The organism is Aliivibrio finisterrensis, from assembly GCF_008933155.1.
Classification (GTDB): Bacteria; Pseudomonadota; Gammaproteobacteria; order Enterobacterales; family Vibrionaceae; genus Aliivibrio; species Aliivibrio finisterrensis.
The window spans coordinates 188,599-200,265 of the sequence record NZ_WBVP01000001.1 but is presented as its reverse complement, the minus strand read 5'-3'; the positions used below and the strand labels follow the sequence as shown (position 1 = coordinate 200,265).

General features: G+C 40.9%; 12 protein-coding genes. 1 reads left to right on the top strand and 11 read right to left on the bottom strand.

Annotated features, from left to right (window positions below):
• Positions 1-78: 78 nt before the first annotated feature.
• The 11 genes from F8B77_RS00865 to F8B77_RS00815 form a co-directional block, all read right to left on the bottom strand.
• A complete protein-coding gene (locus F8B77_RS00865) occupies positions 79-477 on the bottom strand; it encodes a GspS/AspS pilotin family protein (RefSeq protein ID WP_151652897.1) in 399 nt (132 codons plus the stop codon).
• Between the two features lie 62 nt (positions 478-539).
• A complete protein-coding gene (locus F8B77_RS00860; protein WP_151652895.1) occupies positions 540-842 on the bottom strand; it encodes a YciI family protein in 303 nt (100 codons plus the stop codon).
• A 104-nt stretch (positions 843-946) separates the two neighbouring features.
• Positions 947-1,294: an acyl-CoA thioester hydrolase YciA gene (gene yciA / locus F8B77_RS00855; protein ID WP_242504788.1), complete on the bottom strand. Its 348-nt coding sequence runs from the start codon at positions 1,292-1,294 to the stop codon at positions 947-949.
• 155 nt (positions 1,295-1,449) lie between these two features.
• Positions 1,450-1,995, bottom strand: a complete 546-nt coding sequence (locus F8B77_RS00850) for a septation protein A (RefSeq protein WP_151652891.1) — start codon at positions 1,993-1,995, stop codon at positions 1,450-1,452.
• A 162-nt stretch (positions 1,996-2,157) separates the two neighbouring features.
• Positions 2,158-3,414, bottom strand: coding sequence for a dicarboxylate/amino acid:cation symporter (locus F8B77_RS00845; protein ID WP_151652889.1), 1,257 nt, complete (start codon positions 3,412-3,414; stop codon positions 2,158-2,160).
• 340 nt (positions 3,415-3,754) lie between these two features.
• On the bottom strand, positions 3,755-4,561 hold the full coding sequence (trpA, locus tag F8B77_RS00840; protein WP_151652887.1) for a tryptophan synthase subunit alpha: 807 nt from the start codon (positions 4,559-4,561) through the stop codon (positions 3,755-3,757).
• Positions 4,561-5,751 (bottom strand): tryptophan synthase subunit beta, encoded by a 1,191-nt coding sequence (trpB, locus tag F8B77_RS00835; RefSeq protein WP_151652885.1) that lies wholly within the window; start codon positions 5,749-5,751, stop codon positions 4,561-4,563. Before trpB ends, trpA begins: the two co-directional genes overlap by 1 nt.
• A 10-nt stretch (positions 5,752-5,761) precedes the next feature.
• Positions 5,762-7,174, bottom strand: a complete 1,413-nt coding sequence (trpCF, locus tag F8B77_RS00830) for a bifunctional indole-3-glycerol-phosphate synthase TrpC/phosphoribosylanthranilate isomerase TrpF (RefSeq protein ID WP_151652883.1) — start codon at positions 7,172-7,174, stop codon at positions 5,762-5,764.
• 5 nt (positions 7,175-7,179) lie between these two features.
• Positions 7,180-8,187, bottom strand: coding sequence for an anthranilate phosphoribosyltransferase (trpD, locus tag F8B77_RS00825; protein WP_151652881.1), 1,008 nt, complete (start codon positions 8,185-8,187; stop codon positions 7,180-7,182).
• A gap of 10 nt (positions 8,188-8,197) precedes the next feature.
• Positions 8,198-8,806, bottom strand: a complete 609-nt coding sequence (locus F8B77_RS00820; RefSeq protein ID WP_151652879.1) for an aminodeoxychorismate/anthranilate synthase component II — start codon at positions 8,804-8,806, stop codon at positions 8,198-8,200.
• The gene (locus tag F8B77_RS00815) at positions 8,806-10,392 is read right to left on the bottom strand and encodes an anthranilate synthase component 1 (protein WP_425277974.1); all 1,587 of its coding nucleotides are present in this window, start codon (positions 10,390-10,392) and stop codon (positions 8,806-8,808) included. Before F8B77_RS00815 ends, F8B77_RS00820 begins: the two co-directional genes overlap by 1 nt.
• 409 nt (positions 10,393-10,801) lie before the next feature.
• Between F8B77_RS00815 and rnm the strand changes: the two genes are divergently transcribed.
• Positions 10,802-11,647: an RNase RNM gene (gene rnm / locus F8B77_RS00805; protein WP_151652875.1), complete on the top strand. Its 846-nt coding sequence runs from the start codon at positions 10,802-10,804 to the stop codon at positions 11,645-11,647.
• The last annotated feature ends 20 nt before the right edge of the window (positions 11,648-11,667 follow it).

The window sequence follows — 11,667 nt, the reverse complement described above, 5'->3', positions numbered from 1 at the left end:
ATAAGTTATACCAGCTTAGAAAAAGCCCTCTCACTTATACTTAGTGAGAGGGCTTTGTGTTTATTGTATTTAAGGCTATTACTTGTCGATCATTTGTTCTCTATCTAAACAAGATTGCTCTGTGACTAAAATATCATTTTGTTTTTGGCCACGAGAATTACGAATTAGATAACGATATGAAACGCCTTTTTCTAGTACAGGACGGATTTCTTGGTCTTTGCAGTAAGTCGTGATGCTATTCTCGATAATTTGCGTGGTACTAACCTCGCCATTACCGCCATCTAAAAATACCATTTCAACCACACCTTGTTTCTCTTTTACTTGAATTAAGGTGAGTGGTCCCATGTCTAGGGGAACGTTACTTGCAAGGATGCTGGCGCGATAATCCGCCAACATCTCTATTTCTTGTTGCTGTTCGTTCGAAGCACAACCTGAAAGCAGGATTGAACTTAACGCGGTAAGAATAATTTTTTTCATTATATTTCTTTTTAGTAATGGGTTTTAGCGATTAGCTATAGCGAAGTAGAAGCGATTAATTGTTAAGCTGGAAGCACTTTTTTAAATGGTTTTACGATGACGTTCGCATACACTCCAGCATCAATATATGGGTCGTTATTTGCCCATTCTTTGGCTGCATCTAATGAGTCAAATTCTGCAATAACTGTGGATCCAGTAAAGCCTGCTTCTCCTGGGTTTTCTGAATCGATTGCTGGCATTGGTCCTGCCACTAATAAACGACCTTCATTTTGTAGCAGGGTAAGGCGCTCTAGATGTTTTTCACGAACACTTAAACGACGGTCTAAACTGTTTTCAACATCTTGAGAAAAGATTACATACCACATAGCTGAGTCCTTTTATTTTGTATCGTCATTGATTTAACCATCATAAAAAAAGCTCTAGCCATAAACCAGAGCTTTTTATGAATTAATCAGAAAAATTCTAATAACTACGCAGTTTTAGGGATTGGACGCGGTTTTCCACTCGAATCTATCGCAACATAATTAAAAGTAGCGTCACAAACCATAAAGCGATCTCCAACACCGTGCTCTTTAATTGGCTTAACCCATACCTCAAGATTAATTGACATTGAAGTATTACCAATTTTCACACATTCGCCGTAGCAACAAACTACATCACCTACTTTTACGGGTTTTTTAAAGGTAATACTTGATACTGAAACAGTGACAATTCGTCCCCCAGAAATTTCTTTGGCTAAAATACCGCCAGCTAAATCAAGCTGTGACATAATCCAGCCACCAAAAATATCACCATTTGCGTTGGTGTCAGCGGGCATAGAGAGAGTACGAAGAAGCAGTTGGCCTTTAGGGGCTTGTCCAAGGTGAGCTGGGGTTGTCAAAGTGGTTTCCAATACAACTAAAATGAAGTTAAGCCGATTTTACCACATAAAAAAGCCGTGTTGTATACACGGCTTAATCATTATCGTTTTAGCTATTCTTGTTCTTCTTTTTTCTCTTTTGGCATGTGTTTATAGACGTACATGCCTGTAAATAGAGTATATAAGAATGTTAAGCCTAATAAGCCAAAGACTTTAAAGTTAACCCATACATCAAGTGGCATTTCGAATGCAACGTACAAGTTGGCAATCGCACAAACCGTAAAGAACAGTACCCATGCGTGATTTATCTTTGCCCATTTATCATCAGGTAATGCCACTTCTTTGCCTAACATACCTTTAATTACTGGTTTACCAATAATGTGGGTAACGATTAAACCTGCTGCAAATACACAATAAACAATGGTTACTTTCCATTTAATAAAGTTGTCATCATGTAAGAATATCGTCATACCACCAAATATTGTCACCATAAGGAAGGTGATCAGCTGCATTTTTTCAACTTTCTTATATAGAGCATAAGTTACAACTAGCTGCACTGCTGTCGCAATGATTAGTGCACCTGTTGCCGTGTAGATATCGTACATCTTGTATAGGGTGAAGAAGATGATCAGTGGGATAAAATCTAAAATCTGTTTCATATATATAGGTTGAGCCAATAATTTATTATGTAGCGAGTGTATCGAAAATTTAAAGGGGAGGGAATCGCTAAAAATTGCTTGTTACATTTTTTCGGAATAGATAGAAAAAGAAAAGGCCAACTCATATGATTTGGCCTAATTATCTTTTAAAGAGAATGAATATTACGCTTCTTTATTTTTAATAGGCATGTCTATTGTTTCTGTCGTTTCAACCATCGAATCAACAATTACCGCACACGCAGCATCACCAGTGATGTTAAGTGCGGTACGGATCATGTCAAAGATTCGGTCTAGAGCGAATAGAAGTGGCAGGCCTTCGATTGGAATACCTGCTGCTAAAAGAACCGCAACAACAAGGAAAGAAGGGCCTGGTACGCCAGCTTGACCTACAGCGCCCAGTGTTGATGTCACAATAATTGCTACATAAGCACCAATTGACAGATCAATGTTGAACAGTTGAGCAAAGAAGATAGCAACTAAGCCGTAGTAAATAGCGTTACCAGACATGTTAATTGTTGCACCTAGAGGCAGTACAAATGAGGCGGTAGAGTTACGAACACCTAGGTCTTTCTCAACGGTTTCCATTGTTACTGGCAGTGTAGCCATTGAAGAGGCGGTAGATAGTGCAACGGCCTGTGGCTTTTTCATTGCAAGAAGGAACTTCTTGGCTGAGGTTTTAGTTAATAGGCCTACCATTAACGGGTAAACGATAAAACCAAACACAAAAATAGCGGCAACATAAACCATAAACAGTTTAAATACGACCATTAGAGCGCCGAAACCAAACGTACCGACTGCTTCCGCCATTAAGCCAAACACACCAATAGGAGCGATGATCATCACTTTGTTGATCATCCAAACCATTATATCAACAATAGCGTTAACACCATTGAGCATTGGTTCACGGCGTTTTTTTTCTAATTTAGAAAGACCAATACCAAAAAATAAGCAGAAAACGAGGATCTGAAGAATGTTTGCTTCATTTAATGATTGGAAAACGTTGGTTGGGATCATGCCTGTGATGGTCGCCCAGAAAGTAGGTAACTCACCTTTAGAGGCGTAAGCTGTAGAGAACATGCCTTCAACGCCAGAAACATCAATACCTTTACCCGGTTCAAAAATTTCACCCATGAACAGTGCAAGTACGACAGCAAGTGCTGAAGTGATACCAAAGTAACCTAAAGTCGTTAAACCAACTTTGCCTGCATTGCTACTGTTACCTAAGCCTGCTGCACCTGAAATAAGAGCGACTGCAACCAGTGGGATAACCAGCATTTTGATTAGGTTAATGAAGATTGTTCCTAGTGGGGCGAACATAGTAGCAGATTGGCCCATTGTTGCACCAACCATTGTACCTACGATCATCGCAATAACGACTTGAACACCGATATTGTTGAGAAGTCCTTTCTTTTGCAACACTTTATTTACCTCTGCGTTATTTTTGTAACAAGAGGTAGATTTTATCTCTTATTACTGAGCTATTCGTTAGTTAAATATATCGGTAGCTGTTGTACACGTAAAATTTACATCTATCAACATTTTTATCAAGTAGATTTCATTATATGAATATTTTTGTGTTTTTTTTGTATCTTTAATTGGTTGGCAAGCGATTGCTTTAGGTTTTTTATTCTATTTTATTAATTGATAATTAACGTTTTAGAGCAATATTTTTTGATTGTAGATAAAAAAAGAGCTCATAATGAGCTCTTTTAGGAAGGGTTTATACCAAACTACCTCAGAATGGTATTAAAGGTAAGTGTTACTTTTGTGTTGCGAGTTTCATTGCGGTAGTAAAAGAAGATAGGGCTTCAAGTAATACCGTAGAGTTATCTTGGTATTGTTCAATTATTTTTACTGTTGCAGAGCCAGAAATAGCCCCTGCTGCGCCCGCTTTAATCGCTTCTTCAACTTGTGCTGGCTCTGAAATACCAAAACCTAAGATAGCAGGTGGCGCATCAAATTGGTTTAAGCGCTCTAATAGTTGAGCAACAGGCATGCCTGCTTTGGTTTCTGCACCAGTCACACCAGCACGAGAAAGAAGGTAAGTGTAACCGCCACCTAATTTAGCAACGGTTTCTAGCGTTTCATCTGATGCTGATGGTGGTGCGATGAAGATTGGATGAACATTATGCTTAAGTGCGCTTGCTCTGAATTCTTCAGACTCATTGGTTGGTACATCTGCAATTAACACGGAATCTACACCAGCTTGTTGGCATTTAGCATAGAAAGTATTAATGCCATTTGCGAACACAAGGTTCGCGTAAACCAATAGGCCAATTGGCGTTTCAGGGTATTTAGCTCGGATTTTTGAGATTAATTCAAAACAAATTGTTGGTGTTGTTTGACTGTCTAGCGCACGAATGTTTGCGCCTTGAATAGTAGGGCCATCCGCTAAGGGGTCAGAAAACGGAATGCCCAGCTCAAGCGCATCCGCACCTGCTTCAATTAAGGTTTCCATGATCTGATAAGAAAGCTCAGGGTTTGGATCGCCAATGGTTACAAAAGGAACAAAGGCACCTTGGTTTTTGTCGGCTAATTTAGCAAATAGGTCTTGGTAACGATCCATTAGATTTCTCCCTTTTCTTTTAGAATGTCATGAACAGTGAAGATGTCTTTGTCACCACGGCCTGATAGGTTAACAACTAACAACTGCTCTTTTTCTGGTTCAGCATGCGCTAGTTGAAGTGCATAAGCCAGAGCATGAGACGATTCTAATGCGGGAATAATGCCTTCGCCTTTTGCTAAGGTTTGGAATGCCTCTAGTGCTTCATCATCAGTGACTGAACCATATTCAGCACGACCAATGGCATTTAAATGCGCGTGTTGTGGGCCAACAGATGGGAAATCAAGCCCTGCAGATAGAGAGTAAGACTCTTCAATTTGGCCATGCACATCTTGCATTAGTGGGGCTTTCATACCAAAGAAGATACCTGTTTTACCGTGTTTAAGTGGTGCGCCATGTTGGTCGGTATCAATGCCTTTACCTGCGGGTTCTACACCAATTAATTTCACACTTTCTTCTTCAATGAAATCGGCAAACATACCAATGGCGTTTGAACCGCCACCTACACATGCGATTACTGCGTCAGGAAGTCGACCTTCACGCGCAAGGATCTGCATTTTTGTTTCTTCACCAATCATACGTTGGAAATCACGAACAATCGTCGGGAATGGGTGAGGGCCAGCAGCTGTGCCTAATAGGTAGTGTGCTGTTTCGTAGGTTGCTGACCAGTCACGTAGTGCTTCATTACAGGCATCTTTTAGCGTTGAAGAGCCAGAATGGACAGGGATCACTGTTGCACCCATTAGCTCCATACGGAATACATTTGGGCTTTGACGTTCAATGTCTTTAGCGCCCATGTAAACACGGCACTTTAAGCCAAGCAGAGCACAAGCAAGCGCAGTTGCAACGCCGTGTTGACCTGCACCAGTTTCAGCTATGATTTCTTCTTTACCCATGCGTTTTGCAAGTAGCGCCTGGCCTAATACTTGGTTAGTTTTATGAGCGCCACCGTGCAGTAAATCTTCACGCTTTAAGTACAGTTTCGTTTTAGTGCCCTTGGTTAGGTTACGACATAGCGTTAGGGCAGTAGGACGACCTGCGTATTCTTGCAGTAACGTCATAAACTCAGCGCGGAAATCGTCATCTGCTTGTGCATCAATGAATGCTTGTTCTAATTGATCAAGAGCTGGAACTAAGATTTGTGGAACGTATTGACCACCATATTCGCCGAAGTAGGCATCTAATTTTGCCATGATATTTTCCTTAATAATCTCGTAATGCGCTAAATACGGCGCGTAATTTTTTGTGATCTTTTTTGCCAGGTGCCGATTCGACCCCTGAGTTGAAATCTAATCCGTAGCAGCCAAGTTGCGCAGCTTTTTTGGTATTCTCTAGTGATAAGCCACCGGCGAGCATAATGTCGTTATGTGGCAGTTTACTCCAATCAAAACTAACGCCAGTCCCACCAGCTTGAGTGCCAACTTTACAATCTACCAACACTTTATCAGCAAGACTTTGAGGAAGGGAAATGCTTTGTGCGTCATCTGACACAGAAATAACATTCCACACTTGGCAACCCGCTGGTAGCTGTAGTTTTAGCTCTGCAATGTAGTCCTCACTCTCTGTGCCATGCAATTGAACCACATCAAGAGATAGTTCATGTGCTCGTTGTGCAATTGTAGATACAGTCTCGTTTTGGAAAACGCCTACATAATTTAATGCGGTGGCTTGAGTGATGGCTTTTGCTGTCTCTAATGAAACAAAGCGAGGTGATTTTTCTACAAAGATAAGCCCGCCATATACGGCACCCGAGTCATAAACTGCTTTTGCATCTTCAACAGACGTTAAGCCACAGACTTTGTTTTCACCCAGGATCACTTTTCGTGCAGCCAGTTCAAGATTGTCTTCTGCCATTAGTGAGCTACCAATTAAAAATCCCGTAGCATGTTTAGCCAGATCTTTTACTTGCTGATGGTTATAGATACCAGACTCAGAAATAATGGTTGTGCCTTTTGGCAGTAGTGGTGCAAGCTCTTTTGTGCGGTTCAAGTCGGTGGATAAATCACGTAGATTACGGTTGTTAATACCAATGACTTGCGCTTCTAATGCAACCGCTCTGTGTAACTCTTCTTCATTACTGACTTCAGTAAGTACACCCATGCCAAATGAATGAGCGACTTCTGCAAGCTCTTTGTATTCTTCATCGTTAAGCACAGAAAGCATCAGTAGAATCGCATCTGCCCCGTAATGGCGAGCTAAATACACTTGGTATGCATCAATCATAAAATCTTTGCACAGAATAGGCTGATTAACTTGGTCACGAATAATTGGTAAGAAATCAAAACTGCCTTGAAAATACTTTTCGTCCGTTAACACAGAAATCGCACTGGCGTGCTTGTTATAGACTGAAGCTATGTAGTTAAGATCAAAATCTTGTCGGATTAATCCTTTTGATGGCGATGCTTTTTTACATTCAAGGATAAACTCGGTTTTGCCCGTTTTTAATGCTTGATAAAAGCTGCGATCAGAGTCTGTTAGGCCAGACTTAAAAGTTTCAAGAGGCTGGTTTTCTTTACGCTCGTTTACCCAAATGGCTTTGTCTTTGACTATTTTTACCAGCACTTCAGCCATTTGAGTGTTTTCTACTGAGATGTGCTCAGACAGTTGTTGTGTCATTTTTCTTATCCTCGTGCAGCCAGTTGCTGAACTAGTTCAAAGGCTTTACCTGAGTTCATCACATCAATTGCTTTTTGTGCGTTGGCTTTTAAATCTTCATGACCAAACAAGCGCATCAGTAGTGCAACGTTTACGGCAATGGCACCTAGTTGAGCATCGGTTCCTTTGCCTGTCAGAATATTGGTAATAATCGCTTTGTTTTCTTCAGGCTCTCCGCCTTTAATCGCTTCAAGTGGATAAGTGTCTAAACCAAAATCTTCAGGCGTTAATGTGTATTCTTTGATTTCACCATCAATAATTTCAGCGACGGTTGTTGGACCATGAATCGCGACTTCATCTAACCCTGAGCCAAAGACAACGGCTGCGCGTTTCATTCCCATATTCACCATGGTTTCTGCGATAGGGCGAACTAAAGATTCATCGTATACACCCATTAGTTCAATATTTGGGCGAGCAGGGTTGATTAATGGACCAAGGATATTAAAGATGGTGCGTGTTTTCATGGTTTGACGAATTGGCATCGCATGGCGAACTCCACCGTGATAATGAGGTGCAAATAAGAAGGCAACACCTAAGTCATCGACTGCTTTTCGTGTGTCTTGCGCTGACATGGCTAAATTAATACCAAATGAATCTAATACGTCAGAAGATCCTGATTTACTTGAAACACCACGGTTACCGTGTTTTGCGATTTTTAATCCACATGCCGCAGCAACAAATGCCGCTGTGGTGGAGATATTTATCGTGTTTGAACCGTCACCACCTGTACCAACAATGTCTGCGAAATCGTAATCAGGGCGAGGGAATTCATTGGCATTTTCAAGCAGTGCTTTTGCTGCGCCTGCAATTTCGTTTGGTGTTTCCCCTTTGATTTTTAAACAGGTTAGAGCAGCAGTAAGCAGAATAGGCTCTAACTCGCCTTTAATTATGGCATCAAAAAGAACTTGGCTTTCTGTTTCTGAAAGCGAGGTTTGGTCATACAATTTAGTGAAAATGGATTCAATTTGAGTCATGAGAATATCCTTATTCTTTATTATCTGAACGGCTTGAATCTAAATTTAAAGCCCAGTTTAATGTATTAATGAGTAGTTCAGCGCCTTGCGTCGTTAAAATGGATTCAGGATGAAATTGGAATCCGCACACTTTATCTTCTTCTTGGATCACCGCCATGACTAAATCATCAACGCTTGCTGTAATGGTTAATTGTTCGGTTACCTTTGTCGCCACCAAAGAGTGATAACGTGCAATAGAGAGTGGATTTGGTAACCCATCAAAAATAGCGTGTTGGTTATGGCTCATCATTGCCGATTTACCATGAACGATTTCGCCAGCACCGGCAACCGTCCCATCATACGCTTCTACAATGGCTTGGTGGCCAAGACAAATGCCAATCATAGGTACTTTGCCTTTTAAGCGTTGAATGACTTCAGGCATACAGCCGGCTTCTGATGGCGCACCTGGTCCTGGAGATAGTACAACTATCGGGTTATCTAATTTGTTTAGCGCTTCTTCAAAAGCACTTGCCGATAAGCTATTTCGATAAATAGTAACTGGATAGCCAAGAGAGCGAAATTGGTCAACCAAGTTGTAAGTAAAGGAGTCAAAGTTATCGAGCAATACAATATGAGCCATTAGTTATTCTCCTTCGCGTTTATTGGTTGAGCTAAGTGTGCTTTTTGAATCGCAGAGATCACCGCTTGTGCTTTTCCACGAGTTTCATCAGCTTCAGCTTGTGGGTTGGAATCATAAACCACACCAGCTCCGGCTTGAACTTGAGCGATACCGTCTTCAACATAGGCTGAACGAATAACAATACACGTATCCATGTTGCCATCCCCCGTTAAGTAACCAACAGCGCCACCATAAGTGCCTCGACGTGTTTTTTCTACATCGCGAATAAGCTGCATAGCACGAATTTTTGGTGCGCCAGTCAAGGTTCCCATATTCATGCACGCTTGATAAGCATGAAGGGCATCAAGATCCCCTCTAAGTTGGCCAACAACACGAGAAACCAGATGCATGACATGGCTGTAGCGATCAACTTTTAGAAGATCGGCTACATAGCGGGTGCCAGCTTCAGAAATACGAGCAATATCATTACGAGCCAAGTCAACCAACATCATATGCTCTGCGTTTTCTTTGGTATCACAACGCAGTTCTAATTCAATGCGGCTATCTAAATCATGGTTGATAGAACCATCGCTGTTTTTACCACGTTGACGGGTGCCTGCAATTGGGTAAATCTCAACTTGGTTGGTTTCTATACCGTACTTCAATGCAGATTCTGGCGATGCACCAAACAGGGTGAAATCACGATCTTGCAGATAAAACATATAAGGGCTTGGATTGCCGATTTTAAGTTCACGATAAGCCGCTAAGGGAGCAGGGCATGGCAAAGTAAAGCGTCGAGAAGGAACAACTTGGAAAATATCCCCTTTAATTACAAATTCTTTTAAATTTAATACGGTTTGACAGAAATCTTCATCTGACACACTTGGAATTGCTTCACAGCTTTCTAGCGTTGGTGCTTCTGGTACGGTATGCGGCTCTGAGCAAAATGCTTTAATTTCAGTAAGTCGATCAGAAAGGTTTGTTTTGATTGTTGCATCAGCATTAAACAGTGAGCCTTGAAGTACTGACGTTTCCGTTTGATGATCGATAACTAACAGTGATTCGGCTACATAAAATACATAATCAGGGCATTTGTTTGTAGTCTCTGCCTCACCAAGGTTTTCAAAGTTAGCGACTAAGTCATAAGCAAATAGCCCACCTAAAAAGAGTGCATTAGAGGGTAAACCAGTTACATTGAATTGATTTTGAATAAAACGCAGTGCATCAAAAGAGGAGAGTTCTCGTAAGCGACTGTCTTCATCAAGATCTTGATTAATATTTGGGAACTGTAATGTCAGTATGGATTTAGAAGAAAGGCTAATAAGAGAAGCTGGAATAGATTGAGCTAAGGAGTGTAATAAGGATTCTCCATTTGCTGTTAACGCTTCCAGTGTTACTTCTTTATCAAAACAATGAATTCGGACCGCTGCATCTATTAGCATTAAGCTTATGATGTTTTGTTTTGAGTTAACTTCAGCCCCTTCGAGCAATAGACTCATCTCTTTATTTTCACATAGAGTGGAATAAAGTTGGGTTGGATCAGAGACGTATGGAACGTCAAGGGAAAGCACTTCTAGTTGACCATCATTGGACATTACTGACTGCATTTCAGCCTCCCTGCTAATGCGTTGAATTAATGTTACATTTTTATTGGTTTTCATAGTCGCATATTTCACTTTTGTTGCCACTCTTTTCTTAAAACTTGTGAGGGCTGAATGACTGACTGTTTAGATTTTCATCTATCACTGAGGATGCTGATTACATTAGGCATAAAAAAACCCGCTCAAATGCGGGTAATAATTTTTATGTCAAAATCGTTAATTCAGCACAAAAACACTACCCGAAGTAGTGCCACCATCGTTTTGTCATCACGCTAGTTTTTAAGAATGCTTGTTGTTTGCTAAGCTGTGACATAAAGTACCTACTATTAAAACAAAGACCAATATTAAATTTGGTGAGAAAGCGTTTAACTGCGTACTAGTAAACTAGTGCGAGGGGTGAAAGTCAAGAATTATTATGAAAATAGACCTACATAGTCACACAACAGCGTCAGATGGACGCATGTCTCCTGCTGAATTAGTAGAAAGAGCGGTTACTTTTGATGTGAAAGTACTTGCTATTACTGATCATGATACCGTTGCAGGATTAGCTGAAGCGCATCAAACGATTAAAGAAAAAGCATTACCAGTGCATTTAATTGATGGTATTGAAATTTCAACATTATGGAGCAACAAGGATATTCATGTTGTTGGTCTTAATATTGATGTAAATCACCCTGAATTAATTGCATTGATAGAAGAACAAGCGCAACGTAGAGATGCTCGCGCTCGAAAAATGGCAGAACGTCTTGAAAAATCGGGTTATGTTGGGGCGTTAGAAGGCGCAATGGCACTTGCTGATGGAGGTTCACTAACCCGAGCTCATTTTGGAAAGTGGTTAGTTGACCAAGGCCATGCAAAAACGATGCAAGCGGTATTCAAAAAGTTCTTAACACGCAATAACATAGGCTATGTTCCACCAGAATGGTGTTCAATCGAAGAAGCCGTTAAGGTCATTCATAACGCGGGAGGAACCGCTGTACTTGCTCATCCTGGTCGTTATAAGTTGACCGCAAAATGGGTAAAGCGATTATTAGCTGCATTTGTTGAAGCAAAAGGGGATGCAATGGAAGTTGCTCTACCTCAACAAGGTGTTCAAGAGCGTCGAGTTCTTGCAGATTATGCAATTCAATATGAACTAGCGGCATCACAGGGGTCTGATTTTCATTATCCGTCGCCTTGGACAGAATTAGGAAGAAATTTATGGCTACCTGAAGGGGTAGTTCCAGTATGGCAAGAATGGGATTTACCAACGTTTGAGTAGGCTTAATCCTTAAATAATAA

Bases quoted from the DNA above. Each gene is read 5' to 3' on its own strand.
- F8B77_RS00865 (WP_151652897.1), bottom strand. From the start codon at position 477: ATGAAAAAAATTATTCTTACCGCGTTAAGTTCAATCCTGCTTTCAGGT.
- F8B77_RS00860 (WP_151652895.1), bottom strand. From the start codon at position 842: ATGTGGTATGTAATCTTTTCTCAAGATGTTGAAAACAGTTTAGACCGT.
- yciA (WP_242504788.1), bottom strand. From the start codon at position 1,294: ATGCCCGCTGACACCAACGCAAATGGTGATATTTTTGGTGGCTGGATT.
- F8B77_RS00850 (WP_151652891.1), bottom strand. From the start codon at position 1,995: ATGAAACAGATTTTAGATTTTATCCCACTGATCATCTTCTTCACCCTA.
- trpA (WP_151652887.1), bottom strand. From the start codon at position 4,561: ATGGATCGTTACCAAGACCTATTTGCTAAATTAGCCGACAAAAACCAA.
- trpB (WP_151652885.1), bottom strand. From the start codon at position 5,751: ATGGCAAAATTAGATGCCTACTTCGGCGAATATGGTGGTCAATACGTT.
- trpCF (WP_151652883.1), bottom strand. From the start codon at position 7,174: ATGACACAACAACTGTCTGAGCACATCTCAGTAGAAAACACTCAAATG.
- trpD (WP_151652881.1), bottom strand. From the start codon at position 8,187: ATGACTCAAATTGAATCCATTTTCACTAAATTGTATGACCAAACCTCG.
- F8B77_RS00820 (WP_151652879.1), bottom strand. From the start codon at position 8,806: ATGGCTCATATTGTATTGCTCGATAACTTTGACTCCTTTACTTACAAC.
- F8B77_RS00815 (WP_425277974.1), bottom strand. From the start codon at position 10,392: ATGCAGTCAGTAATGTCCAATGATGGTCAACTAGAAGTGCTTTCCCTT.
- rnm (WP_151652875.1), top strand. From the start codon at position 10,802: ATGAAAATAGACCTACATAGTCACACAACAGCGTCAGATGGACGCATG.